This window comes from Mycobacteriales bacterium (assembly GCA_036497565.1).
In the GTDB taxonomy this organism is placed as follows: domain Bacteria; phylum Actinomycetota; class Actinomycetes; order Mycobacteriales; family QHCD01; genus DASXJE01.
In genome coordinates this window covers 80,863-106,832 of sequence record DASXJE010000018.1, presented here as the reverse complement: position 1 = coordinate 106,832, position 25,970 = coordinate 80,863, and the positions used below count along the sequence as shown (strand labels likewise).

Genomic DNA, 25,970 nt, shown 5'->3' with positions numbered 1-25,970 from the left:
GGCGCCCGGCGACTCGACCCGAGCCGGCGTCAGGCGGTCGCGAGCTCGCGCAGCCGCTGGCTGATCAACGTGGTGACGCCGTCGCCGCGCATGCTGGCGCCGTAGAGGGCGTCGGCGATCTCCATCGTGCGCTTCTGGTGGGTGATCACGATGAGTTGGCTGGCGTCGCGCAGCTCCTCGAGCAGCCCGATCAGCCGCTCGAGGTTGGTGTCGTCGAGCGCCGCCTCGATCTCGTCCAGGACGTAGAACGGCGAAGGGCGGGCCCGGAAGATCGCCACGAGCAACGCGACCGCCACCAGCGAGCGCTCGCCGCCGGAGAGCAGCGACAGCCGCTTCACCCGCTTGCCGGGCGGACGGGCCTCGACCTCGACCCCCGTCGTCAGCAGGTCATCCGGGTCGGTCAACGACAACCGGCCCTCGCCGCCGGGGAACAGCGTCGCGAAGACGAGCGCGAACTCCCGGGCCGTGTCGTCGAATGCCGACGCAAACACCTCGTGGATCCGCTCGTCGACCTCGTGCACGACCGTGAGCAGGTCGCGGCGGGTGGCCTTGAGGTCCTCCAGCTGCCCGGACAGGAACTGGTGGCGTTCCTCCAGCGCGGCGAACTCCTCCAGGGCGAGCGGGTTGACCTTCCCCAGCACCGCGAGATCGCGCTCCGCCCGGGCCGCCCGCTTTTCGCAGGCCCGGCGGTCGAACGCCGTCGGCGTCGGGGCGACGACCTGCTCGCCGCGATCCCGGGCGGTCTCGTATTCGGCCTGCTCGGCCGCCGACGGCGGCATCGGCGCCTGCGGTCCGTAGTCAGCGACGAGCGCGTCCACGTCGACGCCGTACTCCTCGGCGGCGCGGGTCTGCAGCGCGTCGATCCGCAATCGCTGTTCGGTGCGGGCGACCTCGTCGCGGTGGACGATGTCGGTCAGCCGGTCGAGCTCGGTGGCGAGCTCGCGGGCGGCCGTACGGACCTGAGCCAGTTCGGCGTCGCGGGTCTTCCGGGAGGACGCGACGGCGGTCCGCTCGTCGTCGGCGTCGGCGAGCGACCCGGCGAGCCGCTGCAGGGTCGCCTCCGCGGTCGACGCCGCGGCCTCGGCCACCAGGGCGCCGCGGGCGCGGGTGACCCGCGCCGCCTCGCGGCGGGTCCGTTCGACGCGCTCGGCTTCGGCGGCCCGCCGCAGCGACTCCGCCCGTCCGGTCATGGCCCGGACCCGTTCCTCTCCCGTGCGCACCGCAAGACGCGCGTCGACCTCAACCTGGCGGGCCTGCTGCAGGGCGGTCGTGGCGTCGTCGCGGTCCATTGTGGACGGCTCGTCCTCGCCTTGCGTGTCGCGGGCGGCGTGCAGGCGCTGCTCGGCGTCGGCGAGGCCGGCGAGGTCGCGCTCACGGGCCGCTTCGGCCTCGGTGCGGGCGCGTTCCAGTCGTTCGGCCTCGGCCGCCGACGACCGGGCCGCCGCCCCGAGATGGGCCAACTGCTCGGCCACCGCTGACATCTTCGCGTCGGACTCGTGCAGGGCGGCGAGGGCGGCCTGCACCTCCTCGGCCCGCGTCGCCACGAGCGCGCGGGTCTCCTCGATCTGGCGGCGCACCTCGGTCGCCCGCCGGCTCGCCTCGTCGGCCCGCTGCTGCGCCTCGTCGACCGCGGCCTGCACCTCGATCACACTCGGGGCGCTGGCCGAGCCGCCGACCGCCCGGTGAGCACCGAGCAGATCGCCCTCGGGCGTGACGGCCCGGATCGTCGGGTCGGCGGCGATCAGCGCCGTCGCGGCATCGAGATCCTCGACGACCGCGACCCGGTCAAGAGCCCGGTAGAGCGCCGGCCGCAACGCCTCGGGCGCCGACAGCAGGTCGGCCGCCCAATGGGCACCCGCCGGCAGGGTGGGCCAGCCGGACGTCGCGTCGGGAGCGGCCGGACCGGCCGGCTCCGGCGCGCCGATCAGCAGGCCCGCGCGACCGCCCTCGTCGGACTTGAGCATCCGCAGCGCGCGTACGGCGTCGTCCGGCGAGGCCACGGCCACCGCGTCGGCCAGGTCGCCGAGGGCCGCGGCAAGCGCGGGCTCCCGACCGGGTTGGACGCTGAGCAACGCCGCGACGGAGCCCAGGACGCCGCCGACGCGGTCGCGGGCGGCGAGCAGAGCGCCGGCACCGTCCTTGCGGGCCAGCCCGAGGGCCAGCGCCTCCCGGCGGGCCTCCCACGACGTGCGGTCCCGTTCGAGGTCGCGCTCGGTGTCGACGAGCGCATCGAAGCGGGTGCGGGCCTCCTCGTGCCGCCCGACCGCCGCCTCGTGTCGCTCGTCGAGTCCGAGCTCGCCCTCGTCGAGCGCGCCGACCTGTGACTGCAGTGCGTCGAAGTCGCTCGCCGCCTCCGCGGCCCGTCCGCGGGCCTGCTCGGCAGCGACGGACAGCCGGTCGATCTCCTCGCCGCCGGCCGAGGCCCGCGACCGCAGCGCATCGACCTGCCCGGCCAGGGTCGCGATGCCCTCCCGGCGGTCGGCGACGGCCCGGACCGCCGCCACCAGCTCACGTTCCGCGGCGGCGAGGCGCTGCTCCAGGGCGGCCCGCTGCTCGACGGCGGTGGCGAGCCGGTCGCGGTCGCCGGCCAACTCGTCGGCGACCGCGTGCTCCTCGGCGACGATCTCCTCCGCCTCGGCCTCCAGCTCGTCCGGGTCGCGCCCGGGCGGTGCCGGGTCGAGTGGGGCGGACAGGTGCCGGGCCCGTTCGGCGGCGAGCCGCGCCGTCCCGGCGAACCGCTCCCGCAGCCCGGACAGCCGGTACCAGGTCTCCTGCGCGGCCTCGAGCCGCGGCGCGTCCGCGGCGAGCAGCCGCTCCAGCTCGCTCTCGCTCTGCTGTTCGGTGGCGATGCGGCGCTCGACGTCGGTACGGCGCTCGCGGACGGCGGTCTCGTCGGCGACCTCACGGTCGAGGGTGGACTGCAGCCCGACCAGGTCGTCGGCGAGCAGCCGCAGCCGGGAGTCCCGCACCTCGGCCTGAATGGTGGCGGCCCGCCGGGCCACCTCGGCCTGTCGCCCCAACGGCTTGAGCTGACGGCGCAGCTCCGACGTCAGGTCGGTGAGCCGGGTCAGGTTGGCCTGCATGGCGTCGAGCTTGCGCAACGCCTTTTCCTTGCGCTTGCGGTGTTTGAGGACGCCGGCCGCCTCTTCGATGAAGCCACGGCGGTCCTCCGGGCGGGCCTGCAGCACCGCGTCGAGCTGACCCTGCCCGACGACGACGTGCATCTCCCGGCCGATACCGGAGTCGGAGAGGAGCTCCTGGATGTCGAGCAGCCGGCAGGTGCTGCCGTTGATCTCGTACTCGCTCTCCCCGGACCGGAACATCCGCCGCGTGATCGACACCTCGGTGTAATCGATGTCCAGCGCACCGTCGGAGTTGTCGATCGTGAGAGTCACTTCGGCCCGACCGAGCGGCGGCCGGCCCGCGACACCGTTGGGGCCGGCAGAACCGCCGCTGCCGGCGAAGATGACGTCTTCCATCTTGCCGCCGCGCAGTGCCTTGGCGCCCTGCTCGCCGAGCACCCACGCGATCGCGTCGACGACGTTGGACTTGCCCGACCCGTTCGGGCCGACGACACAGGTCACACCGGGCTCGAGACGAAGCGTCGTGGCAGAGGCAAAGGACTTGAAGCCCTTGAGCGTCAGCGTTTTCAGGTGCACGGGTCTCCGAGCGGCTCGATCCTGCGTCGGTCGGACCGGCGAGCGACGGTCGGCAAGGAAAACGCTCGCACGGACCAGCGACACGCTACCGCGCCCGACCGGATCGAAGCGGAAGACTCGCAGGGTGCGGGCACGACGACGTGCGTCAGAACGGCCGGAGCGGCAGGCGCCAGTACGGCGCGCTACGCCAGAGCCGGCTCGGAAAGCTCGGAGAGGTCGTGCAGGCGCTCGTCGAGCGCTTCCTCGGCGAGCGGCTCGGAGTCTGTGGGCAGTGGAGCGTCCCGTTCGGCCCGGAGCCGGTCGACCTCGCCCTCCAAGTCCCGAACCCGGGTCCGAAGGAAGATCAACTCGTCAGCGAACCGACGGTCTGGTGCGACGCCAATGTGCCCGTACAAGGCCTTGGCCATTAGGGCGGCCTCCACGCGACTGACCTAGGGGGTCGATGCACGTCGTGCCAGTGTGCCGACGTGCTGCGGTGCCTTGAGCTTCCCACGCCTCATCCGTTTCGGTCAAACCTCGGCACGGTCATCGGGCCACGAACCCCCTGAGACGGCCTGAAGGTGGACCCCACCGCTCGGTGAGCCGCTGGACCCGGCCGGGTGACCCGGGGTCGCGGAGAACCTGCAGCAGGGCGCGGCAGGCCCGCGCCGGTCCCTCGGCGACCACCTCCACCTCGCCGTCGGGCAGATTGGTCGCCGAGCCGACCAGGCCGAGGTCGGCGGCGCGGTCGCACACCCACCACCGGAATCCGACCCCCTGCACCCGCCCGTGCACCCACACCGTCAGCCGGGCGGACTCCTCGCCCTCGCTCATCGCGGGGCGCCCACCAGGCGGTCGCGCAGCCAGCCGAAGGCGTCCGCCTGCATGGCGAGATCGAACTTGTGCGGGCCGTCGTAGAACTCGCCGCGATAGGCGTCGACCGCGCCGGCCTCGGCGTACTGCGCGCGGATCTTCTCGTGCGCCGCCTGCTCCCCGCTGAGCGGGAACAACGGATCGGCGCGGTTGTACTGCACGAACAACGGCCGGGGCGCGCGGCAGGCGGCCAGGTCGGGCCAGTCGTAGCCGGCGCGGACGAGCCCGGCGGGCAGGAACATCCAGGTGTGGCTGATCACGTTGTGATCCAGCAGCTCGCCGTAGGTGCTCATCATCCCGACGACAACCGCCGCGGCGAGCCGGTCGGCGGTAGCGGCGAGAAGCGCCGCGCGGCACCCGCCCCCGGAGAGTCCGACGCAACCGATCCGGTCGGTGACGTCGGGCCGGGACTGCAGGTAGGACAGCGCGATGCGGTCCTCTCTGGAGACGACCGCGGCCAGGGTCGTGCCGAGCAGCGTGCAGTATTTCTCGACCAGGTGCTCGTGGTGGTAGGCCGCGGCGTTGTAGCGGGCGAACTCCTCGGGCGCACCGTCCGCGGAGCCTTCGGGCAGTACGTCGGCGGTGCCCGCCAGCCGCTGCAGCACCGGCGGCATCTCCGCGAGCGGGAACCGCCGCGAACCCCACCCGAACACGTCGGTGACGAGGACGACGTTGCCCTCGGCGGCGAGTGCGTTGGCGAAGGCCCGGCCCTCGTAGAGGTCGCCGCGCAGCGCCGTCACTGCGGGCGGGACCGGGTCGGGACCGTCCGCGATCTTCTCCTTGCCGTAGAACTTCACGCCGTCGTGGCCGTGCAGTCCGAGTACGGCGGGCAGCGGCCCGGCGGCGCCGACCGGCTTCAACAGCCACGCCCTGGTGCGAGGGCCGTAGCCGACCGACCACGACAGTTCCTCGCCGGCCAGCCCGTCCCGGACCCAGCTCCGCTCGACCCGCACGTCGGCGGGTTGCTCGTCCGCACGGACGTCGAGAAGGTCGTCGATGTCGGCGCAGGCGTCCTTGCCGGGCGGGCGGTTCGCGAGCCGGAGCAGGTTCCAGTCGGCCCAGTCGCTATAGGACCCGAGATGCTCGTAGTGCCGTGGCGATAGTGGCATCGGCACAGCCAAGCACACGACCTCGCCGGCGCACCGACCTGCTCAGCCGCGGGCCCGCCGCGGTCTGGGCTGGCAGCGCGGACAGGTGAAGCTCGACCGGTTCATGAACGGTTCGCGGCGGATCGGCGTACCGCAGCGCCGGCACGGCAACCCGGCCCGCCCGTAGACGTCCAGCGACCGGTCGAAGAATCCGCTCTCGCCGTTGACGTTGACGTAGAGCGCGTCGAACGAGGTCCCGCCCGCGTCGAGGGCCTCCGTCAGCACCTCCCGAACCGCCGCCAGCAGCCGGGCGATCACCGGACGTGTCAGCGTCTCGGTCGGCCGGGTGCCGTGCAGGCGGGCCCGCCACAACGCCTCGTCGGCGTAGATGTTGCCGATCCCGGAGACGAGGGTCTGATCGAGCAGGGCGCGCTTGACCGCCGTACGACGACGCCGGAGCGCGGCGGTGAAGGCCGCGTCGTCGAAGGCCGGGTCGAGCGGATCGGGGGCGATGTGCCGGATCGGCGCGGGCAGGCCGTCGCTGTCGGCCTCGAGCGAGAGACCGCCGAAGGTGCGCTGGTCGACGAACCGGAGTTCGGTGTCGCCGTCGGCGAAGCGGATCCGCACCCGCAGATGGGTTTCGTCCGGCGCCCCGGTCGGCCGCACCAGGAGCTGACCACTCATCCCGAGATGGGCCAGTACGGCGTCGCCGGAGTCGAGGGGCAGCCACAGGTACTTGCCCCGGCGGCAGGCCGCGGTGATGGTCCGGCCGCGCAGCCCGGCGGCGAACCCGGCCGGTCCGGAGAGGTGACGGCGTACGGCGCGCGGATGGAGGACCTCGACGTCGGTGACGGTGCGGCCCACCACCCAGCGGGCCAGGCCGCGGCGGACGATCTCGACCTCCGGCAGTTCCGGCATCGACGGCGCCCGTCAGGCTTCGTCGGCGGCGACCGACCGCGCCTGCAGCACGGTCCAGGCGGCCTCGGCGGCCTTCTGCTCGGCTTCCTTCTTGCTGCACCCGACGCCTGCGCCGAACTGCTCGCCGCTGACCCGGGCGATCGCCGTGAAGGACTTGCGGTGATCCGGGCCGGTCTCGCTGATCAGGTAGTCGGGAGCGCCGAGTCCGAGCGCCGCGGAGAGTTCCTGCAGGCTGGTCTTCCAGTCCAGGCCGGCACCGCGCAGCATCGCCTCCTCCATCAGCTGGTCGAACAGCCGGTGGATGACCGTGCCGACGGCGTCGAGGCCGCGGTCGAGGTGGACAGCGCCGAGGACCGCCTCGAGGCCGTCGGCGAGGATGCTGGCCTTGTCCCGCCCGCCGGTCGCCTCTTCGCCGCGGCCGAGCCGCAGGTGCGCGCCGAGACCGCCGGGGCCGAGGCCGCGGGCCACACCGGCGAGCGCGCGCATGTTGACGACCGAGGCGCGCAGCTTCGCCAGCTGCCCCTCCGGCAGGTCGGGATGGTCGCGGTAGAGGGCGTCGGTGATCACCAACCCGAGCACCGCGTCGCCGAGGAACTCCAGCCGCTCGTTGTGCGGCGCGCCCCCGTGCTCGTAGGCGTAGGACCGGTGGGTCAGGGCGCGCTGAAGCAAGCCCGGGTCGACGGTGATCCCGAGCGCCGTCTCGAGCCCCGCGTGCTCGTCGGCTTCATCCGCCACAGCACCGGCCCCCGTTCCGGGGTCAGCCGGTGACGACCCGGCCGGCGTACTGCCCGCACTCGGGGCAGGCACGGTGCGGCAGGGTCGGCTTCCCGCAGGCGCGGTTGCTGCACGTCACCAACGTCGGCGCGGTGGCCTTCCACTGCGCGCGGCGGGCGTGGGTGTTGGCCCGCGACTTCCTCCGCTTCGGAACTGCCACGGCTAGCTCTCCTGACTCTCGGGACGGCCGGGGTCGCCGGCCGTGTCGGTGCCGGTGAACCGCTCCGCGAGAGCGGCCCACCGTGGGTCGATGGTGTCGTGCGTGTGGTCGGGCGGCAGCTCGTCCCAGCGCTCCCCGCAGGTCGCGCACAGGCCGCGGCAGTCGTCCCGGCACAGTGGTGCGAGCGGCAGTGCGAGCACCACCGCGTCCCGGACGGTCGGCTCCAGATCGAGGGCGTCACCCTCGAGCCGGCGTACCTCGTCCTCCTCCGTCGTCTCCTCGGTCGTGCTCTCCGGGTAGGCGAACAGCTCCTGCACCGGTGCCTCCACCACGTCGGTGACGGGTGTGAGGCAACGCACACACTCCCCCACCCCCGACGCCGTGACGGTGCCGGAGACGAAGACCCCCTCCACCACCGACTCGAGCCGCAGATCGAGGTCGAGCCCGGAGCCTTCCGGCACCGCGATCGACCCGACCCGCAGATCCGCAGGCGCCGGGACCTGACCCTGCACCACCCGCATCGACCCAGGGCGTCTACCGAGCTCGCGGAGATCGAGCACGAGTGGGCGTCGAGGGTCGAGCCGGGTCTTCGGGGTCCTGTTCTCGGGCATGACGAACCGATGGGTGAGGAAGCTGGAGATCCCAGATTAGCGGAGCGGGCAGGAATCCGTCGATTCGGTCGCGTTCAGCCCTCTTCGGCCAGGCGGGCCAGGAGCCGCTCGAGCACATAGGGCGGGACCAGCCCGGACACGTCGCCGCCGTACGTGGCGACCTCCTTGACCAGGCTGGACGACAGGAAGCTGTAGAGGTTGTTGGTGGCCATGAACATCGTCTCGACCTCGGCCAGGCCGTTGTTCATCTGGGCCATCTGCAGTTCGTAGTCGAAGTCGCTCACCGCTCGTAGGCCCTTGACGATGACCGGAATCTGGTGGGTGCGGCAGTATTCGGAGAGGAGGCCCTGGAACGAGTCGATCGTGACGTTGGGCAGCCCGTCGGTGACCCGGGCGAGCATGTCGATGCGCTCGTCGACGGTGAACAGCCGCGACTTGTTCTGGTTGACGCCGACGACCACGACCACCTCGTCGTAGAGCCGGCTGGCCCGGTTGATGATGTCCAGGTGACCGTTGGTCACCGGATCGAAGGACCCGGGACACACTGCGCGTCTCACGGTCGGCGACCGTACCAAAGCACCGCTTCGCCGTAACGGCGCGACTTGAGCGGCGCGACGCCGGTCGGCCAGTTCGGTGCGGGGCTGCGCCGGCCGCGCTCGACGACGAGGACCGCCCCGCCGGCGAGCCAGCCCCGGTCCACGAGGTCGGCGAGCATCCGGTCGACCTCGTCGTCGGCCGTGGCGTACGGCGGGTCGGCGAACACGAGGTCGTAGACCGCCCCGGGCGCCGGGGGCGCGGCGAGCACCCGCTCGACCCGGTCGGCCAGCACCCGCGCACCCGTCGCATCGAGCCGGGCGGCGTTGGTGCGGATCGTGCGCGCGGCCCGCGGGTCGGACTCGACGAACAGCGCCCGGTCCGCCCCGCGGGACAGCGCCTCCAGGCCGATCGCACCGGACCCGGCGTAGAGGTCCAGGACGGCGGTCCCGGACAGGTCGAGCAGTCCGACGAGGGTGTTGAACAGGCCTTCGCGGGCCTGGTCGGCGGTGGGTCGCGTGCCGGATCCGGGCGGTACGGCGAGTCGCCGGCCGCCCGCGCCGCCGCCGACGATTCGGGTCACCCGGCCACGGTACGGCGCCCGCGTCGGCTCAGGCTTTCTCGAGGTAGTCGGCGCGCTCGTCCTCGATCAACGCCGCCACCTGCGCGGCGAGAGCGGGATGCTCCCGCAGCTCCGGGTCGGCGTCGACCAGGGCGACCGCCTCCTCGCGGGCCTGCAGGATCAGCTCCTCGTCGCGCAGCAGCGACAGGATCCGCAGCGCCGACCGCCGGCCGGACTGCGCCGAGCCGAGGACGTCGCCCTCGCGTCGTTGGGCCAGGTCGAGGCGGGCCAGTTCGAACCCGTCGACCGTGGCGGCGACGGCGTCCAACCGCACGCGGGCGGGTCCCGCCGGCGCGTCCGTGACGAGCAGGCAGAGGCCGGGCGCGCTGCCGCGGCCGACCCGGCCCCGCAGCTGGTGGAGCTGGGAGACCCCGAACCGGTCGGCGTCGAGGATCACCATCGCGGTGGCGTTGGCCACGTCGACGCCGACCTCGATGACGGTGGTCGCAACCAGGACGTCGATCTCGCCGGCCGCGAACCGGCGCATCACCGAGTCCTTCTCGTCGGTAGGCAGCCGCCCGTGCAGGATCTCGACCCGCAGGCCGGCGAGGGGTCCTTCGGCGAGGCCCGGGGCGACGTCCAGGACCGACACCGGCGGGCGACGCTCACCCGCGGCCGAGTCGTCGTCGCCGCCGTCGAGCGTCCCGTCGGCGCCGTCCCCCTCGGCAGAGCCGTCGGCGTCGTCGTCGGACCGGGTCTCGCCGCCGATCCGCGGGCAGACGATGTAGGCCTGGTGACCGTTCCCGACCTCCTCCCGCACCCGTTGCCAGACCCGGTCCAGCCAGCCCGGGCGCTCGGCGGCCGGGACCACCGTCGTCGCGATCGCGGACCGCCCGCGCGGCAGCTCCCGCAGCGCGGAGGTCTCGAGGTCGCCGAACACGGTGATCGCGACGGTCCGCGGGATCGGTGTCGCGGTCATCACCAGCACGTGCGGCGGCTGCGCGGCCTTCATGCGCAGCGCGTCGCGCTGCTCGACGCCGAACCGGTGCTGCTCGTCGACGACGACGATGCCGAGATCGGCGAACTGGACCCCCTCCTGGATCAGCGCGTGGGTGCCGACGACGATGCCCGCCGCGCCCCCGGCGATGTCGGCCAGCACGGCGCGGCGTACGGCGGCCGACTGCGACCCGGTGAGCAGCACGACCCGGGTGGCGTGCTCGTCCCCGCCGAGCTCGCCGCCCTCGGCGAGCGGGCCGAGCAGCGCGCGGAGCGACCGGGCGTGTTGGGCAGCGAGCACCTCGGTCGGGGCGAGCAGCGCGGCCTGCCCCCCGGCGTCGACGACCTGCAGCATGCCGCGCAGCGCGACCACCGTCTTGCCGCTGCCGACCTCGCCCTGCAGCAGGCGGTGCATGGGATGCGGGGCGGCCAGTTCGGCGGCAAGCACGGTGCCGATCTCCTGCTGGCCACCGGTCAGCGCGAACGGCAGTCGGGCGTCGAAGGCGTCGACCAGCCCGCCCTGCCGCGCCGGTCGCGGCACGGCCGGGCGGCCGGCGGCGGCCGCGCGGCGCTGCGCCAGCGTCACCTGCAGGGCCATCGCCTCGTCCCACGCCAGCCGGATCCGGGCGGCCCGCAGCGCGACCGTGTCGGGCGGGCGGTGCACGTCCTGCAGCGCCGTACCGAGGCCGACCAGCCGGTGCCGGCGGCGGAGCGGTTCCGGCAGCGGGTCGGCGGGCGGATCGAGGGTGTCCAGCACCAGCCGGACGGCCCGGCTGATCGTCCAGGTCGGCAGCCCGGCCGCCGCCGGGTAGACCGGGATCAGCATGCCGGCGAATTCCTCGGCTGCGCCCTCGGCGTCGTCGGCCGCGCCGAGCAGTTGGTACGCCGGCCCGTTCAGCTGGCGTTTCCCGTTGAAGTCGGTGACCTTGCCGGCGAACAGCGCCCGCCGGCCGACGAACAGGTCGCGCTCGCGCCATGCCTGGTTGAAGAAGGTGAGCAGCAGGGTGCGCCGGCCGTCTCCGACGACCACCTCGAGCAGGGTCCCCGGGCGGTTGCGCATCTTGCGCCGGTTGACCTTGCGCACCTCCGCGAGCACGGTGACCTGCTCGCCCACGACCACCGAGCCCAGGTCGGTGAGCTCGCCCCGCTCGGCGTACCGGCGCGGATAGTGCCGGAGCAGATCGCCCACGGTGCGCAGCTCGAAGGCCTTCTCCAGCGCCGTCGCCGTCTTGCCTCCGACGACACCACGCAGCAGGGTGTCGAAGGTCACCGTCCCGGCGGCCATCTCAGTGGGCCGCCGGAGCCGGACAGGTCAGCACGCCGCACACGACCGCGAGCTTAGCGAGATCGCCGAGCCGGCCCGGCGGGCAGTTTGGCCCGGCGCCGCGGGCTGGCTAGACTTGGCGACGGACCCCGGTCGTCCCGGGGCCGTTTCATGTTGTCCGTGAGTCAGGAGTATCCGGTGGCCAGCGTGTGCGACGTCTGCGGCAAGGGGCCGGGCTTCGGCATGTCCGTCTCGCACTCCCACCGGCGGACCCACCGGCGGTGGAACCCGAACATCCAGTCCGTGCGGGCCCAGGTGGCCCCGGGCACCCGTCGCCGCCTGAACGTCTGCACCTCGTGCCTGAAGGCGGGCAAGGTCGCCCGCGCCTGACCGGCCGGGTGCGCCCGCCCGCCCGCTGCTGACCACGGGCCACGGCACCACGTCCCAGCAGGATCTGCAGCGTCGGCTGACCGACGCCGGCGTGACCTCGCTGGTCGACATCCGTACCGCGCCGGGCAGCCGGCGCAATCCGCACGTTGCCCGGGCCGAATTGGCGCAGTGGTTGCCCGCCGCCGGGATCGGTTACCGCTGGGAGCAGCGGCTCGGCGGTTTCCGGCGTACCCCACCCGACTCCCCCGACGTGGTCTGGCGCAACGACGCCTTCCGCGGGTACGCCGCGCACACCCGCTCCCCGGAGTTCCTCGCCGCGATCGACGAGGTCCTCGCGGGCGCGGCGGGGCAGACCACCGTCGTCATGTGCAGCGAGTCGGTCTGGTGGCGCTGCCATCGCCGCCTGGTCGCCGACTTCGTCATGCTCGCCCGCGGTGTCGACGTACGTCACCTGATGCCGGACGGCCGGTTGGCCGAGCACCACCCGACCGAGGGGGTGCGGCTGCGCGAGGACGGGCTGCTCGTCTACGACGCGGGCCAGGAATCGCTCGGACTGGAGTGAGATCAGCGGCACGGTTTCGTCACGCCACGAGCCCGCGCCGCGTGCACGATGACCTCGGTGACGACGTCCCGTTCCAGCGCGGTGCTGTCGATGACCAGGTGGTAGTGGCGGGGATCCGTGGCGTCGGTGCGGTAGAGGTGGCGGACGTAGGCCTCCCGGGCCGAGTCGTTCTGGTGCAGGTCACGCTCGACGTCCCGCGGGGAGGCTCCGGTCTTCCGGCACATCGCGTCGACCCGGTCGCCGGGGTCGGCGTCCAACCGCACGTGCAACGCGTGCGGGACGCGGGCCAGGACGAGCGCCGCCGCGCGGCCGAGGACGACACCGCCGGGCCCGGCCGCGACCTCCCGCAGCACCTGCTCGGTCTTCTCCTTGAAGGCCCGCTCGTCGCTGAACGTCGTCCGCGCGAGGCTCCCGGCGCAGGCCAGGTCGGGCAGCAGCGACATGGACGAGATGACCCGCCACAGCCCCGTGTCGACCCGCTCGTCCCGCGCCTCGGCGTCCTGCTCGGAGATGCCGAGCTTGGCGGCGACGCCCGCGGTGATCGCGCGGTCGACGAACTCCAGCCCGAGCCGCCGGGCGACCTCCGGCCCGATCTCGCTGCCTCCGGCGCCGTACGACGCGGAGATCGTCACCACACCCACGCCTCGACCTCCTGCACCGCCTGCCCGCCCGGGAGGTCGAGGATGTCACCCGCGGCTGAAGTGATCGAAGCCGGCCGGGTCCTGGCGAACGCCGTCCACCGACACCGCGCCGCCGTCGACGGGATCGGTGACCCGCCCGATCAGCGTCCAGCCCGGCGGCGGTCCCGATTTCGCCGGGAACGTCGCGACCAGGCTGTGATCGTCGCCGCCCCCGAGCAGCCAGTCCATCGGATCGACACCCAGCGCCCGGCCGACGTCGCGCAGCCGGGCCGGTACGACGAGAGCGTCGCGGCGGAGGTCGATGCCGACGCCGCTGGCGGATGCGAGGTGTCCGACGTCCTGCACCAAACCGTCGCTGATGTCGCACATCGCGGTCGCCCCCGCCTCCGCCGCCCGCGGGCCCTCGGCGTACGGCGGCTCGGGCCTGCGGTGCGCACCGACCACGACCGCCGGCGAGCGGAATCCGCGGGCCAGCACGGCGAGGCCGGCCGCCGACCAGCCGAGCCGCCCGGTCACGGCGACGACCTCACCGGCCCGGGCACCGCCCCGGGTGACCGGGTCCCGCCCCTGCAGATCGCCCAGCGCGGTCATCGCGAGGACGACGGTGTCGGAGCGCACGACGTCGCCGCCGACGACGGCCGCGCCGAGCTCACCGGACTCCTCCCGCATGCCGTCGACGAGTTCCTCGACCCAGTTGACCGGCAGGTCCGGCGGGCAGCCCAGTCCGACGAGCACCCCCGTGGGCACCGCGCCCATCGCGGCGATGTCGGCCATGGCCTCGGCCGCGGCCCGGTGCCCGATGTCGCCGGGCCCCGACCAGTCGCGCCGGAAGTGCCGGCCTTCGATCAGGGTGTCGGTCGAGGCGACCACCCGCGCGTCCGGCGCACGGATGACGGCGGCGTCGTCCCCAGGTCCGACGATGATCGCGGCGCTACCGGACAACCGGGTGATTATCCGTTCGATGAGGCCGAACTCGCCTGCCTCTGCGACAGTAATGGCTACCTCCCTGCGTCGATCTTCACGGCGGCGCGTGCGGTAAGTTTCATATCCGCTCCCGGCACCGACGACGAAAGGGCTCGCCGTGGTCCAGGCGTACATCCTCATCCAGACCGAAGTCGGCAAGGCAGCCGCGGTCGCTCAGGAGATCGCACGCATCAAGGGCGTCACGATGGCCGAGGATGTGACCGGCCCCTACGACGTGATCGTGCGCGCCGAGGCACGCAATGTCGACGAACTCGGCAAGCTCGTGGTCGCGCGGGTGCAGGGCGTCGACGGGATCACCCGCACGCTGACCTGCCCCGTCGTCCACCTCTGAGCGATCGACCCGATCCGGCGCCGCGCGGTCCTCACCGCGACGCTCGTCGCCGTACCCGTCGCCATCGTCGTCGGCGTCGTCCTCTTCCTCGTCGGACGCCAGCACACCGCGCCGTCGTCCGCCGGCCCCGCGACGCACACGCCGGCGCCGGCCCGGCTGCCGGCGGTGAGCGTCTCCCCTGCCCCGCGTACGGCGGCCGGTGACCGGCTCTGTCCCGCCTTCCTGGCGGCGCTACCGCGCACCGTCGCCGGCCTGTCGCGGCGGGAGGTCAACGCGCACGACCAGTACCTGCAGGCCTGGGGCGACCCGGCGGTCGTCGTGCACTGCGACGTCCCCCGCCCCACGGGATTCAAGGTCGGCAGTCAGGCGATCGCCGTCGACGACGTGCAATGGTTCGACCAGGGCACGAACTGGACCGCGGTCGATCGCGGTGTCTACGTCGAGGCGAGCATCCCGGAGACCTACCCCGCGGACGCCGCACTGGTGGACATCGGTGCCGCGGTGAAGAAGACGCTCCCCGCGGTCCCCATCCGCCCCGCCCACTGATCTGCTGACCCCGGTCCATTCGAGCGGCGGCGGGCCGACCGGCGTCAGGGGCGGTAGGGGCGCTCGTCGACGAGGATCGTGGTGCCGCCGACGTCGGCGGTGCCGGCGGGTCCTGGTCGGGCGTACAGGACGGAGCCGACCCCCTGCCGGACGGTGATCGGCCGGCCGAGCGAGGTGACCAGTCGTACGGCGGCCGAGCCGGTCGCCTCGTCCTCGGGGACGCCGTGCGACGGCGCGAAGACCCGCGCCCGCACCTCACCCCGCACCTCGTCCTGCCACGCCCACGCGTCGACGAAGCCGTCCGGGTCGGGTGGCTCGGTGAGCGCGTCGATCTCGGCCGGATTCGCGAACTGCCGAAGCTCCATCGCTGGCGCCCAGTCGGCCCGCCCGCGGATCCAGTGCCGCCCCGCCTCATCCACCCACGTCGGCACGTCACCGGCCGGTGTGACGAGGACCTCGGCCGGCTTCTCGCGCTGGGCGAGCAACCACGAAGTGCCGACCAGCGGATGGCCGGCGAAGGGAAGTTCGAGGGCGGGCGTGTAGATGCGCACGCGCGTCGTACCGGGCTCGACGAAGACCGTCTCGCTGAACCCGAGATCGGCGGCGACCGCCTGTCGCCGATCGGCCGGAACCGCGGCTCCGTCGAGAAAAACGCCGAGCGGGTTGCCACCGCGGCCCTCCGGTCCGACGAACACCTTGACCACGTGCAGCGTCGTCACCGCAGTCCTGTTCCCCGACGGAGCGCGGTGTCGACGAGGCGGTCGAGCAGGTCTGGGTAGGCCAGCCCGGTCGCCGCCCAGGCCTTGCCGAACATCGAGATCGCGGTGAAGCCGGGCATCGTGTTGACCTCGTTGATGGTGATCTCCTCGCCGGCACCGACGAAGAAGTCGACCCGCGCGAGCCCGGCGCCGTCGAGCGCGGTGAAGGCTCGACCCGCCATCGCACGCAGCGCCGCGGATGCGTCGTCGGAGAGCTTGGCCGGTATGTCGAACTCACTGGCGTCTTCGAGGTACTTCGCCTCGAAGTCGTAGAAGTCGTGGCCGCCCAGGAGCCGGATCTCCGCCGGCAGACTGGCCTCCGGCGGCCCGCCCGCGAGCCCTTCGAGTACGCCGCACTCGATCTCCCGACCGACGACCGCGGCCTCCACCAGCACCTTGGGGTCGATCGCCCGCGCCTTGTCGACGGCCTCGTCCATCGCCGCCCAGTCGGTGACGCGGGTGATGCCGATGCTCGATCCGGCGCGGGCCGGTTTGACGAAGACGGGTAGGCCGAGCCGGTCCCGGGACGCCGGGCTGATCCGCTCCCCCGACCGCAGTACGACGAAGTCACCGACGGGCAGTCCTTCGGCCCGCAGCAACTTCTTCGTGTACTCCTTGTCCATCGCCACGGCACTGCCGAGCACGCCGGCGCCGACGTAGGGCGCTCCGGCCATCTCCAGCAGGCCCTGGATCGTGCCGTCCTCGCCGTAGGCCCCGTGCAGCAGCGGGAAGACCACGTCGACGTCGCCGAGCGTGCGGGCCCCCTCACCCGGCTCGACCACCACGAGTCCGCCGGCCGTCGGATCACCGGGGAGTACGACGGCGCTGCCCGACTCGACCTGCGGCAGCGTCGTCCCGTGGATCTGCAGCCGCTCGGGATCGCCGTCGGTCAGCACCCAGCTTCCGGCGCGGGTGATGCCGATCGGGACGATCTCGTAGCGGGCCGGATCCAGCGCCGCCATCACGCTCGAGGCGGAGACGCAGGAGATCGCGTGTTCGCTGCTGCGACCGCCGAAGACGACGGCCACCCGGATCTTGCGCTGCGGACTGGACACGGCCCGCACCCTATCCGGTCAGCGCAGCCCGTCGAGGGCCTGTGCGAAGTCCGCGACGAGGTCGCCGGGATCCTCCAGCCCCACCGAGATGCGCACCGTCGAGGGGGCGATACCGGCGCGGGCGAGGTCGGTGTCGGCGAGCTGACGGTGGGTCGTCGACGCCACGTGACTGACGATGGTGCGGGTGCCGCCGAGTGAGCTGGCGGGCATTCCGAGTCGCAGCCGGTCACAGAGCAGGATTCCGGCGTCGCGATCGCCGTGCGGGTCGACGCTGACCATCCCGCCGAATCTGCCGGCATCGAAGATCTTGGTCGCCAGCGGGTGGTCGCGATGTGACGACAGCCCGGGATAGTGCACCCGGGCGACGGCCGGGTGGGTCGCGAGCGCCTCGGCGAGCACCATCGCCGACGCACTGTGCCGCGACACCCGCAGGGGCAGCGTCGATACACCGCGATGCAGCAGGAACGCGTCGTCCGGGGAGAGTGCGCCGCCGAGGTCGATCCGCAGGTGCCGCACCGGATCGATGACGTCGCGGCGGCCGACGACGACGCCGCCGGTCACGTCGCCGTGCCCGCCGAGGTATTTCGTCGCCGAATGCATCACCATGTCGGCACCGTGCTCGAGCGGGCGGCACAGCACCGGCGTGGCGAACGTCGAGTCGACGCCGAGCAGGGCGCCGGCCTCGTGGGCGACGGCGGCGAGCTCGGGCAGGTCGGCGACCGCCAGGGTGGGATTGGCGATCGTCTCCACCCAGACCAGCCGGGTGCGATCGGTCACAGCAGCGCGGTAATCGGCTGGATCGTTGCCTTCGACGAATGACGCGGTGACCCCGAACCGGGAGAGCACGTTCGCGAGCAGCGACCACGTACCGCCGTAGACCGCGGCGGCGCAGACGACGTGGTCACCGGCACCGACGTGCGCCATCACCGCGCTCGAGATCGCCGCCATCCCCGAAGCGAACGGCTGCCCCACGATGTCGTCGTCGACACCGTGACCCTCCAACGCCGCGACCGCGGTCGCGAACGCGTCCGCGGTGGGGTTGTCGACCCGGCTGTAGGAGTAGCCGGGTGCCCGACCGCCGAGCACCTCGGCGAACTCGTTCGCCGAGGAGAAGGCGAACGACGCTGTGCGGTAGACCGGCAGGCCGAGCGGCTCCTGCTCGAAGGCCGGCGGGTGCGGCGTGTGCACCGCGCGGGTGCCCTCTCCGTACGACGGCTGCGAGTCAGTCACTCGGCTCTCATCTCCCTGCTCATGAGGCGTTTCACCATCTCGGCCGGGCGCATGCCTTCGTGGCACACGGCGACCACGCCTTCGGTGATCGGCATGTCGATGTCATACCGGCGGGCGAGATCGAGCACCGACCGGCACGATTTCACCCCTTCGGCGACCTGACCGTGCGTCTCCGCGGTCGCCTCCGCCATGTTCTCACCACGGCCCAGACCCTCGCCGACCGCACGGTTGCGGGACAACGGCGACATGCAGGTCGCGACCAGGTCGCCGAGCCCGGCGAGTCCCGCGAAGGTCGCCGGTTGCGCACCGAGCACGGCACCGAGCCGGGTCATCTCCGCCAAGCCCAGGGTGATGAGGGACGCCTTGGTGTTGTCGCCGAAACCCATCCCGACCGCCATCCCGCAGGCCAGGGCCATCACGTTCTTCACCGCGCCACCGAGTTCGGCGCCGATCATGTCCGCGTTGGTGTACGGCCGGAAGTACGGCGTCTGGCAGTCTCTCTGCAGCCGGGTGGCGCGGTCGGGGTCCGGGCAGGCGATCACGGTGGCTGCGGGCTGTTCGGCGGCGATCTCGCGGGCGAAGTTGGGGCCGGTCACCACCGCCACCCGGTCGGCGCGCACCGACCCGGCCTCGCCGATGACCTCGCTCATCCGCTTGTCGCTGCCGAGCTCGACGCCTTTCATCAGGCTCACCACGGTGGCGTCACCACCGAGCAGCGGCGACCACTGCGCGAGATTTACCCGCAGCGTCTGCGACGGTACGGCGAGCACGACCAGGTCCGTTCCGTCCAGCGCCGCGGCGGGATCGGCGGTGACCGCCAGCGACTCCGGCAGCCTGATCCCCGGTAGGTAGTCGGGGTTGATGCCCGTGTCGCGGATCGTCGCCGCAAGTTCCGGACGGCGGGCGCAGAGGGTCACGGTGCCGCCGGCGTCGACGAGGAGCTTCGCGAACGCCGTACCCCACGACCCGGCCCCCAGCACCGCCGCCCGGGTCACCGGCCGGACTCCTCGCGTGGTGGCCGCGTCCAGAACCGGTCCGGTGGGGTGGCCTGCCGGATCTCGGCGAGCTGGGCCCGCACCCCGCGCATGATCTCGTCGGTGACGTCGCGCAGCAGCTCGCCGGTCACCGGCTTGTCCCGGTACGCCGACAGGTCGACCGGTGGCCCCGCCGCGGTGTGGATCTCCTTGCGCGGCAGCAGGCTGATCTTGTGGTGGTAGCGGTCGTAGGCGAACTGCGGTCCCCACTGGGCGATCGGGACGACGGGGACGTCGGTGGCCAGCGCGAGCCGGGCGACCCCTGTCTTGCCCTGCATCGGCCACCAGTCGGGGTCGCGGGTGACGGTTCCCTCGGGATAGATGCACACCGCCTCGCCGCGGTCGAGCGCGGCGACGGCGTCGCGCAGCGAACCACCGGCTTCCGACGACCCGCGATAGACCGGGATCTGCTTGGCGCCGCGCAGGATCGCGCCGGCGACGGGGATGGTGAAGAGGCTCGATTTGGCGAGAATGCGCGGGATCCGGCCGGAATCCCACACGAACCGGACGAAGGTGAAGGGATCGGCGTAGGAGACGTGGTTGGCGACGAGAATCACTCCGCCGCTCTTGGGCACGTTCTCGGTGCCGCGCCATCTGATCTTGAACAGCAGCCCGTCCAGCGGCCGGATGAGGATCACGCACAGCCGGATCCAGAACCCTGCCCTGCGCCTGGTCATTCGTTGCCGCCCTCCATGTCGTCGACAGCTGCCGCGAAGCAGGATTCTGCCCGGTCGCGCACATGTACCCGCGAGCACCCTGCGACGATGTCGGCGTCATGCGTTGGTCCATTGTCGTTCCGGTGAAGCGACTGCCGCGCGCGAAGTCCCGACTCTTCGCCGCGGCGGCGCCGGACGGCGTGCCGGGCGGGCGGGAGGCGCTCGCGCTGGCCCTGGCCGTCGATACGGTGACCGCCGCGCTGGCGAGCCCGGTGGTTGCGCGGGTCGTGGTCGTGACCGACGACGAGCAGGCCGCGGACCGGCTCGAGCGGGCCGGTGCCGTCGTCGTCCCGGATCGCCCGGATGCCGGGCTCAATCCGGCGCTGGCCTACGGCGCCGCCGCCGCGGCGCGGCTCGGCACCGAGGACGGGGTCGCCGTACTCGCCAGTGACCTCGCGGCACTGCGGCCGGACGAGCTCACCGGGGCGCTGCAGGCCGCTGCGGCGATGCCGCGCTCGTTCGTCGCCGATGCCTCCGGTCAGGGCACCACGCTGCTGGCCGCCGTCCCGGGAGCCGAGCTGGCACCTCGCTACGGCGTGGCGTCCCGGCAGGCGCACCTGGACTCCGGTGCGGTCGAACTGCAGGGCGACTGGCCGTCGTTGCGCCGCGACGTCGACACCCCCGACGACCTCCAGGCGGCGACGCGACTGGGTATCGGTGCAGCGACCCGCGCGCTGCTCTGACGCCCGGCCCGGATCGACGTATCGGGGCGGACTCTCCCGTACGGTGACCGGATGCAGGGCACCGTGCGGCACTTCGACCCGCGGACCGGATCCGGCTCGGTGCTGCTCGACGACGGGCGGGCGCTGGATTTCGACGCGGCGGCCTTCGCCGCAGGCGGGCTCCGGCTGCTGCGCCCGGGGCAACGGGTTCGGCTCGACCGGGACGCCGGGCGAGTGGTCCGGGTCACGCTGATCACGCTCCCGTGAGCGGCACCGTGGCGGGATCGCGGCACGCCGTTCACCTGGACGGGGCATCATCTACCCATGAGCTCTGAGACGGACACCACGGATCGGACCGGGAATCACCCCTCCTCGGACGACAGTGGGCGAACCCCGTCGACGGATCTCGACGACGCGCGACTTCCCGAGGACCGGTTCCTCAACCGCGAGGTGTCGTGGCTGGACTTCAACGGCCGGGTCCTCACACTCGCCGAGGACCGCAAGCTGCCGCTGCTGGAGCGGGCGAAGTTCCTGGCGATCTTCGCCAGCAACCTCGACGAGTTCTACATGGTGCGGGTGGCCGGCCTCAAACGGCGCCAGAGCATGGGCCTTTCCGTGCGATCGGCGGACCACCTCTCGCCCCGCGAACAGCTGGCGCGCATCGCCGAGCGCACCCAGGCACTGGTGGAACGGCAGGCCCGGTGTTTCGTCGACGACGTCGCGCCGGCGCTCGAGGAGCAGGGCATCGCGATCGTGCACTGGCAGGACCTCGGCGACAGCGAGCAGTCCCGGTTGCACGTCTATTTCGGCGACCACCTCTTCCCGGTGCTCACCCCGCTCGCGGTCGACCCGGCACACCCGTTCCCCTACATCAGCGGCCTCTCCCTCAACCTCGCCGTCACCGTGCGCGATCCGGACGGTCTCGTCGACCGATTCGCCCGCATCAAGGTGCCCAACAACGTGCCCCGCTTCGTCGCGGTCGGCAGCGAGGGTGAAGTCAACGCGGGTGCGACCTCCACGGAAAGCGCGAACTTCCTGCCGCTGGAGGACCTGATCGCGGCCCATCTGGACCAGCTGTTCCCGGGCAATGAGATCGTCGAGCACCACCTGTTCCGGGTGACGCGCAACGCCGACTTCGAAGTCGAGGAGGACCGCGACGAAGACCTGCTCCAGGCGCTCGAACGCGAGCTGGCCCGTCGCCGCTTCGGTCCCGCAGTGCGGCTCGAGGTGGCCGACACCATGTCGCCGCACGTGCTGGATCTGCTGATCCGCGAGCTGGACATGAGCCGGGCGGACGTCTCCCGGGTTCCCGGGCTGCTCGACGTGTCGTCGCTGCTGGAGCTCTACGAGGTCGACCGGCCGGAGCTCAAGGAGGAGGCGTTCGTCCCCGCCACGCCCCCGCGGCTCACCGACGGCGAGACGCCCAAGAGCGTCTTCGCGACGCTGCGCGAAGGGGACGTGCTTGTCCACCACCCCTACGATTCCTTCGCCACCAGCGTGCAACGCTTCATCGAGCAGGCCGCGGCCGACCCCAAGGTGCTCGCGATCAAGCAGACGCTCTACCGCACGTCGGGTGACTCCCCGATCGTCGATGCGCTCATCGACGCCGCCGAGGCCGCGAAGCAGGTCGTGGTGCTGGTCGAGATCAAGGCCCGCTTCGACGAGCAGGCGAACATCAGCTGGGCACGCGCACTGGAGCGGGCCGGCTGCCACGTCGTATACGGCCTCGTCGGGCTGAAGACCCACTGCAAGACGGCGCTGGTCGTCCGCCAGGAGGACGGCGCGATCCGCCGCTACTGCCACATCGGCACCGGCAACTACAACCCCAAGACCGCACGCCTCTACGAGGACTTCGGCCTGCTCACCGCCGACCCCGTGGTCGGGGCCGACCTGACGGCGCTGTTCAACGTCCTGACCGGCTACTCCCGTCAGACGTCGTACCGGTCGCTGCTCGTGGCGCCACAGGGCGTGCGGGCCGGCATCATCGAACGGATCGAGCGCGAGGCGGGGCACGCGCGGGCCGGCCGGCCGGCGAGCATCCGCATCAAAACCAACCACCTGGTCGACGAGGAGACCATCGACTCGCTCTACCGGGCATCCCGTGCCGGTGTGGCCATCGACCTGCTCGTCCGCACGAACTGCTCGATCCGCCCCGGTGTGTCCGGGCTGTCGGAAAACATCCGCGTGCGCTCGATCGTCGGCCGCTTTCTCGAACACTCCCGGATCTACTCCTTCGGCAACGACGGCGACCCGGAGTACTGGATCGGCAGTTCCGACCTGATGCACCGCAATCTCGACCGGCGGGTCGAGGCGCTGGTCCACGTCACCGATCCGAGCGCCTGCGAACAACTGCAGTCCACGCTGGACCTCGCCATGGCCGACACCACCGCGTGCTGGGAGCTCTATCCCGACGGCGAATGGCGGCGGCACACCATCGCCGACGGGAAGGCGCTGGTGGACTATCAACAGGTGCTGATGCGGCGCCATACCGGTCGGGGCGAGTAGCGGCCGTGGCTGCACGGAAGATCCCGGCCGCGGGCGGCCTGGTGTGGCGTGGGTCCTCCGATCGGCCCGACATCGCCGTCATCCACCGGCCGCGCTACGACGACTGGTCGCTGCCGAAAGGAAAGTTGCACCACAATGAGCACCCGGTCCTCGGCGCGTGCCGGGAGGTTACCGAGGAGACCGGCTGCATCCCTGCGATGGGCCGCCGCCTGCCGAGCCAGCGCTACAAGGTGCCGGAGGGCGAGAAGACCGTCGACTACTGGTCGATACGTTGCCTGAGCGGCGAATTCCAGCCCGGTGACGAGGTCGACCGCCTGGACTGGCTCGACCCAGACGCCGCACTCGACCGGCTGACCTACGAACGTGATCGCGAGATAGTCCGCGATTTCCTCGCCGGACCGGTGCCCACGGCCGCCATCCTGCTGGTGCGCCACGCGCGCGCGGGCGACAAGAGCTCCTGGAAGGACGACGACCGGCTGCGTCCGCTGGACGCGGTCGGCGCGGCCCAGGCCGATCGGCTGCGCTCGGGTCTGGCCTGCTGGGCGCCCGTTCTGGTGGTCTCCGCAGACCGCGTGCGCTGCGTGCAGACGGTTGCTCCGCTCGCCGCCGACCTCGGCCTCACGGTGGGCCTTGAGCCGGCGCTGAACGAAGAGGCATGCGCGAGCGATCCGGACGCGGCGGTCGAGCGGATCCGCCAACTCGCCCGTAATCGCGGCACGACCGTGGTCTGCAGCCAGGGCGGCGCGATCCCCACCATCGTCGGGACACTGGCGAAGGCCGACGGCGTGGATCTGTCGACGACCGACGCAAAGAAGGCCAGTACCTGGGCGCTGTCCTTCGTCGGTGACAAGTTGGTCGCCGCCGAATACTTCCGCAGCTTCGGCTGACGGCGCCCACCCCGAACGACGACGAGCCGGCATCCGCTTGGGATGCCGGCTCGTCGCCGGATGTCGCCCTGGCCGATGGTGCTAGCGGCGTGCGGTGCGCTTCGCCGCCGTAGTGCGCTTGGCGGTGGTCTTCTTCGCTGCGCCCGCCTTCTTGGCGGTCGTCTTGCGGGCGGTCGTCGCCTTCTTGGTCGCCGTCGACCGCGACGCCGCCTTGCGGGCGGTCGTCTTGGTGCCGGCCTTCTTGGCCGCCGACTTGCGGGCGGTGGCCTTGGTCGTGCTCTTGGCCGGTGCCTTGGCGACCTTCTTGGCTCCGCTGACGACGTCCTTGAATCCCTGTCCCGCGCGGAACGCCGGCACCGAGGTCCGCTTCAGGCGGACCGTGGCACCGGTTGCGGGGTTACGGGCTGTGCGGGCGGCGCGGACGCGCTTCTCGTAGACACCGAACCCGGTGATCGAGACCTTCTCGCCCTTCGCCACCGAACGGATCACGGTGTCGACGAAGGCGTCGACCGCGGCGGCAGCGGACTTCTTGTCCCCACCAAGGCGCTCGGCCAGCGTCTCTACTAGTTGGGCCTTGTTCACGTGTCCCTCCCAGGACGTTACCTCGGCTCACTCTGCCGACTTGCGCCGAACGGTAGGCGTGATCCCCGTCGGGCACAACGACCATACCGAGGAAAAGTCCTGTGTCGCAGCGCAATCCGCAGGCACTTCGGCCGGACTTCGTGATCTGTCCGGTGCCATGCGGGGGGTCGGCGGGGCTGCGGATCCCTTACACAGCAGCGATATCGGCGGTCGCGGCGGGACGACCTGCTGGCTCGGCGGCGCGGTGGGCACGCAGATCCAGTCGTACGTAGTCCTGATCGAAACTTCCGTCGACTCGCCGGAGTTCGGACACTGCACGGGACTCGGCTTGCCGTCGGAACTGCTGCGCCGCTGCATCCGGCACCACTGCGTCGTAGCCGACGAGCACCTGACTGCGCAGCCAGCCGAGCAGTGCGTCGGCGTCCGGGAGCGATCTGCGTTGATGCACCAGACGGACCCAGCCCGCACTCGTCGACAACCCGGACGCCTCGATCAGAGCGCGGTAGGTGTCCGCGTCGGGGAAGAACCACGGCACCGGTGTTCCTCCGACCGCACTGGCCTCTTCGTCCAGCAGCGCCCGGGCGGCGGAGATCTGTCCGGCCCCGCCGAACTCGGCCCGGAACAACCCGCCGGGCCGCAGGACACGGCGGATCTGGTCGAGAACGACGGGGTGGTCGGCTTCGGGGACCCAGTGCAGCGTCGCCACCGACACCACGGCGTCGAAGGACGTCTCCGGAACGATGGTCGCGAGCTGCTGGGCCGCTGCGGTGAGGAAATCGACGTTCGCACGGTCGCTGCGGCTTCCGGCGACGCGCACCATGTCGGGTGCGGCATCGACGCCGAGGACCGCACCATCGGGGACGATATCGGCGAGCCGGAGGGTGAAGTCGCCGACACCGCAGCCGAGGTCGAGCACCCGGGCGGTGCCCGGCACGTCGATTCCGTCGAGCACCGCGTCGTCGAATCGGCGGTGATGGGCGGTGTTGTCGGCGTACAGCGACCCGTCCCACCGCGGGCGGGTGCCGTCCGCGGTGGTCGCTCCGGCCGGATCCGTACTGGTCACGCCGGCTGGGTGACGGGCATCCACGGCTGCCGGTTCTGCTCGTACGCCGAGATGTCCTCTTCGTGTCGCAGGCTCAGACCGATGTCGTCGAGACCCTCCATCAGCCGCCAGCGGGTGTAATCGTCGAGCTCGAACCCGACCTCGATCCCGGGCGCCCGGACGGTGCGGTTCTCGAGGTCGACGACCAGCTCGACCGTCGGGTCGGACTCGATCAGTGTCCAGAGCGCCTGCACGACGTCCTCCGGCAGGACGACGGTCAGCAGGCCGCCCTTGAGCGAGTTGCCGCGGAAGATGTCGCCGTACCGCGGTGAGATGACGACGCGGAAGCCGTAGTCGGTCAACGCCCAGACGGCGTGCTCACGCGAGGACCCGGTGCCGAAGTCCGGGCCGGCGACCAGGATCGTCGCGCCGTCGTACTCCGGCCGGTTGAGCACGAAGTCGGCGTCGCGCTTCCGCCACGCCGCGAAGAGGCCGTCCTCGAAACCGGTCCGGCTGACCCGCTTGAGGTATTCGGCCGGGATGATCTGGTCGGTGTCGACGTTGCTGTTGCGCAGCGGCACGGCGCGGCCGCGGTGCACGGTGAACTTCTCCATCGGTGGCTCCTTC

29 protein-coding genes are annotated in these 25,970 nt (G+C 72.1%); 9 read left to right on the top strand and 20 right to left on the bottom strand.

Annotated elements, in window-relative coordinates:
• Positions 1-29: 29 nt before the first annotated feature.
• On the bottom strand, positions 30-3,659 hold the full coding sequence (gene smc / locus VGH85_01935) for a chromosome segregation protein SMC (GenBank protein ID HEY2172548.1): 3,630 nt from the start codon (positions 3,657-3,659) through the stop codon (positions 30-32).
• 140 nt (positions 3,660-3,799) lie between these two features.
• Between smc and VGH85_01930 the strand changes: the two genes are divergently transcribed.
• On the top strand, positions 3,800-4,069 hold the full coding sequence (locus VGH85_01930; protein ID HEY2172547.1) for a hypothetical protein: 270 nt from the start codon (positions 3,800-3,802) through the stop codon (positions 4,067-4,069).
• A 115-nt stretch (positions 4,070-4,184) separates the two neighbouring features.
• Here VGH85_01930 and VGH85_01925 read toward each other — a convergent pair whose 3' ends face one another.
• The 9 genes from VGH85_01925 to recG form a co-directional block, all read right to left on the bottom strand.
• On the bottom strand, positions 4,185-4,472 hold the full coding sequence (locus VGH85_01925; GenBank protein ID HEY2172546.1) for an acylphosphatase: 288 nt from the start codon (positions 4,470-4,472) through the stop codon (positions 4,185-4,187).
• Complete coding sequence (locus VGH85_01920) at positions 4,469-5,620, bottom strand: hypothetical protein (protein ID HEY2172545.1); 1,152 nt, start codon at positions 5,618-5,620, stop codon at positions 4,469-4,471. The genes VGH85_01925 and VGH85_01920 overlap by 4 nt, the downstream gene beginning before the upstream one ends.
• Positions 5,621-5,662: 42 nt before the next feature.
• Positions 5,663-6,517, bottom strand: coding sequence for a bifunctional DNA-formamidopyrimidine glycosylase/DNA-(apurinic or apyrimidinic site) lyase (gene mutM, locus VGH85_01915; GenBank protein ID HEY2172544.1), 855 nt, complete (start codon positions 6,515-6,517; stop codon positions 5,663-5,665).
• Positions 6,518-6,529: 12 nt separating this feature from the next.
• A complete protein-coding gene (gene rnc / locus VGH85_01910; GenBank protein HEY2172543.1) occupies positions 6,530-7,252 on the bottom strand; it encodes a ribonuclease III in 723 nt (240 codons plus the stop codon).
• Between the two features lie 22 nt (positions 7,253-7,274).
• On the bottom strand, positions 7,275-7,451 hold the full coding sequence (gene rpmF, locus VGH85_01905) for a 50S ribosomal protein L32 (protein ID HEY2172542.1): 177 nt from the start codon (positions 7,449-7,451) through the stop codon (positions 7,275-7,277).
• 2 nt (positions 7,452-7,453) lie between these two features.
• On the bottom strand, positions 7,454-8,062 hold the full coding sequence (locus tag VGH85_01900) for a YceD family protein (protein HEY2172541.1): 609 nt from the start codon (positions 8,060-8,062) through the stop codon (positions 7,454-7,456).
• Positions 8,063-8,136: 74 nt separating this feature from the next.
• Positions 8,137-8,619 (bottom strand): pantetheine-phosphate adenylyltransferase, encoded by a 483-nt coding sequence (coaD, locus tag VGH85_01895; protein ID HEY2172540.1) that lies wholly within the window; start codon positions 8,617-8,619, stop codon positions 8,137-8,139.
• Positions 8,616-9,179, bottom strand: a complete 564-nt coding sequence (gene rsmD / locus VGH85_01890) for a 16S rRNA (guanine(966)-N(2))-methyltransferase RsmD (GenBank protein HEY2172539.1) — start codon at positions 9,177-9,179, stop codon at positions 8,616-8,618. The genes coaD and rsmD overlap by 4 nt, the downstream gene beginning before the upstream one ends.
• A gap of 28 nt (positions 9,180-9,207) precedes the next feature.
• Positions 9,208-11,424 (bottom strand): ATP-dependent DNA helicase RecG, encoded by a 2,217-nt coding sequence (recG, locus tag VGH85_01885; GenBank protein ID HEY2172538.1) that lies wholly within the window; start codon positions 11,422-11,424, stop codon positions 9,208-9,210.
• Positions 11,425-11,616: 192 nt separating this feature from the next.
• On the opposite strand from recG, the gene rpmB reads away from it, so the two are divergent.
• Entirely contained in the window at positions 11,617-11,808 is a 192-nt protein-coding gene (gene rpmB, locus VGH85_01880; GenBank protein HEY2172537.1) for a 50S ribosomal protein L28, read from the top strand.
• 25 nt (positions 11,809-11,833) lie between these two features.
• Positions 11,834-12,370, top strand: coding sequence for a DUF488 domain-containing protein (locus VGH85_01875; GenBank protein HEY2172536.1), 537 nt, complete (start codon positions 11,834-11,836; stop codon positions 12,368-12,370).
• Positions 12,371-12,372: 2 nt separating this feature from the next.
• Here the strand turns inward: VGH85_01875 and VGH85_01870 are convergent, their stop codons facing one another.
• Positions 12,373-13,011 (bottom strand): cytidylate kinase-like family protein, encoded by a 639-nt coding sequence (locus tag VGH85_01870; GenBank protein HEY2172535.1) that lies wholly within the window; start codon positions 13,009-13,011, stop codon positions 12,373-12,375.
• Between the two features lie 45 nt (positions 13,012-13,056).
• Complete coding sequence (locus VGH85_01865) at positions 13,057-14,007, bottom strand: thiamine-phosphate kinase (protein ID HEY2172534.1); 951 nt, start codon at positions 14,005-14,007, stop codon at positions 13,057-13,059.
• Between the two features lie 85 nt (positions 14,008-14,092).
• On the opposite strand from VGH85_01865, the gene VGH85_01860 reads away from it, so the two are divergent.
• Both VGH85_01860 and VGH85_01855 read left to right on the top strand, forming a co-directional pair.
• Positions 14,093-14,326: an Lrp/AsnC ligand binding domain-containing protein gene (locus tag VGH85_01860; protein ID HEY2172533.1), complete on the top strand. Its 234-nt coding sequence runs from the start codon at positions 14,093-14,095 to the stop codon at positions 14,324-14,326.
• Positions 14,327-14,329: 3 nt separating this feature from the next.
• Positions 14,330-14,872, top strand: coding sequence for a DUF3515 domain-containing protein (locus tag VGH85_01855; protein HEY2172532.1), 543 nt, complete (start codon positions 14,330-14,332; stop codon positions 14,870-14,872).
• Between the two features lie 44 nt (positions 14,873-14,916).
• Here VGH85_01855 and VGH85_01850 read toward each other — a convergent pair whose 3' ends face one another.
• Genes VGH85_01850 through VGH85_01830 form a run of 5 tightly spaced genes read right to left on the bottom strand, consistent with a single transcriptional unit; the run spans position 14,917 to position 19,626 of the window.
• Positions 14,917-15,591, bottom strand: coding sequence for a PhzF family phenazine biosynthesis protein (locus tag VGH85_01850; protein HEY2172531.1), 675 nt, complete (start codon positions 15,589-15,591; stop codon positions 14,917-14,919).
• On the bottom strand, positions 15,588-16,685 hold the full coding sequence (locus VGH85_01845) for a D-alanine--D-alanine ligase family protein (protein HEY2172530.1): 1,098 nt from the start codon (positions 16,683-16,685) through the stop codon (positions 15,588-15,590). Before VGH85_01845 ends, VGH85_01850 begins: the two co-directional genes overlap by 4 nt.
• Before the next feature lie 18 nt (positions 16,686-16,703).
• Complete coding sequence (locus VGH85_01840) at positions 16,704-17,915, bottom strand: aminotransferase class I/II-fold pyridoxal phosphate-dependent enzyme (GenBank protein HEY2172529.1); 1,212 nt, start codon at positions 17,913-17,915, stop codon at positions 16,704-16,706.
• Entirely contained in the window at positions 17,912-18,910 is a 999-nt protein-coding gene (locus VGH85_01835) for an NAD(P)H-dependent glycerol-3-phosphate dehydrogenase (GenBank protein HEY2172528.1), read from the bottom strand. The genes VGH85_01840 and VGH85_01835 overlap by 4 nt, the downstream gene beginning before the upstream one ends.
• Entirely contained in the window at positions 18,907-19,626 is a 720-nt protein-coding gene (locus tag VGH85_01830) for a lysophospholipid acyltransferase family protein (GenBank protein HEY2172527.1), read from the bottom strand. Before VGH85_01830 ends, VGH85_01835 begins: the two co-directional genes overlap by 4 nt.
• A 122-nt stretch (positions 19,627-19,748) precedes the next feature.
• On the opposite strand from VGH85_01830, the gene cofC reads away from it, so the two are divergent.
• The 4 genes from cofC to VGH85_01810 are packed head-to-tail and all read left to right on the top strand — an operon-like array spanning position 19,749 to position 23,719.
• On the top strand, positions 19,749-20,348 hold the full coding sequence (gene cofC, locus VGH85_01825) for a 2-phospho-L-lactate guanylyltransferase (protein ID HEY2172526.1): 600 nt from the start codon (positions 19,749-19,751) through the stop codon (positions 20,346-20,348).
• 51 nt (positions 20,349-20,399) lie between these two features.
• On the top strand, positions 20,400-20,594 hold the full coding sequence (locus VGH85_01820; protein ID HEY2172525.1) for a cold shock domain protein CspD: 195 nt from the start codon (positions 20,400-20,402) through the stop codon (positions 20,592-20,594).
• A 57-nt stretch (positions 20,595-20,651) separates the two neighbouring features.
• Entirely contained in the window at positions 20,652-22,832 is a 2,181-nt protein-coding gene (locus VGH85_01815; GenBank protein ID HEY2172524.1) for an RNA degradosome polyphosphate kinase, read from the top strand.
• A gap of 5 nt (positions 22,833-22,837) precedes the next feature.
• On the top strand, positions 22,838-23,719 hold the full coding sequence (locus VGH85_01810) for an NUDIX hydrolase (protein ID HEY2172523.1): 882 nt from the start codon (positions 22,838-22,840) through the stop codon (positions 23,717-23,719).
• A gap of 81 nt (positions 23,720-23,800) precedes the next feature.
• On the opposite strand, the gene VGH85_01805 is transcribed toward VGH85_01810, so the two are convergent.
• From VGH85_01805 to leuD, 3 genes are all read right to left on the bottom strand, one after another.
• Positions 23,801-24,301: an HU family DNA-binding protein gene (locus VGH85_01805; protein ID HEY2172522.1), complete on the bottom strand. Its 501-nt coding sequence runs from the start codon at positions 24,299-24,301 to the stop codon at positions 23,801-23,803.
• 187 nt (positions 24,302-24,488) lie between these two features.
• A complete protein-coding gene (locus VGH85_01800; protein ID HEY2172521.1) occupies positions 24,489-25,364 on the bottom strand; it encodes a methyltransferase domain-containing protein in 876 nt (291 codons plus the stop codon).
• Positions 25,361-25,957, bottom strand: a complete 597-nt coding sequence (gene leuD / locus VGH85_01795; GenBank protein HEY2172520.1) for a 3-isopropylmalate dehydratase small subunit — start codon at positions 25,955-25,957, stop codon at positions 25,361-25,363. The genes VGH85_01800 and leuD overlap by 4 nt, the downstream gene beginning before the upstream one ends.
• Between the last annotated feature and the right edge of the window lie 13 nt (positions 25,958-25,970).

Coding starts and splice junctions, on each gene's coding strand:
- VGH85_01830 (HEY2172527.1), bottom strand. CDS start 19,626: ATGACCAGGCGCAGGGCAGGGTTCTGGATCCGGCTGTGCGTGATCCTC.
- VGH85_01925 (HEY2172546.1), bottom strand. CDS start 4,472: ATGAGCGAGGGCGAGGAGTCCGCCCGGCTGACGGTGTGGGTGCACGGG.
- mutM (HEY2172544.1), bottom strand. CDS start 6,517: ATGCCGGAACTGCCGGAGGTCGAGATCGTCCGCCGCGGCCTGGCCCGC.
- VGH85_01900 (HEY2172541.1), bottom strand. CDS start 8,062: ATGCCCGAGAACAGGACCCCGAAGACCCGGCTCGACCCTCGACGCCCA.
- leuD (HEY2172520.1), bottom strand. CDS start 25,957: ATGGAGAAGTTCACCGTGCACCGCGGCCGCGCCGTGCCGCTGCGCAAC.
- VGH85_01920 (HEY2172545.1), bottom strand. CDS start 5,620: ATGCCACTATCGCCACGGCACTACGAGCATCTCGGGTCCTATAGCGAC.
- VGH85_01815 (HEY2172524.1), top strand. CDS start 20,652: ATGAGCTCTGAGACGGACACCACGGATCGGACCGGGAATCACCCCTCC.
- VGH85_01820 (HEY2172525.1), top strand. CDS start 20,400: ATGCAGGGCACCGTGCGGCACTTCGACCCGCGGACCGGATCCGGCTCG.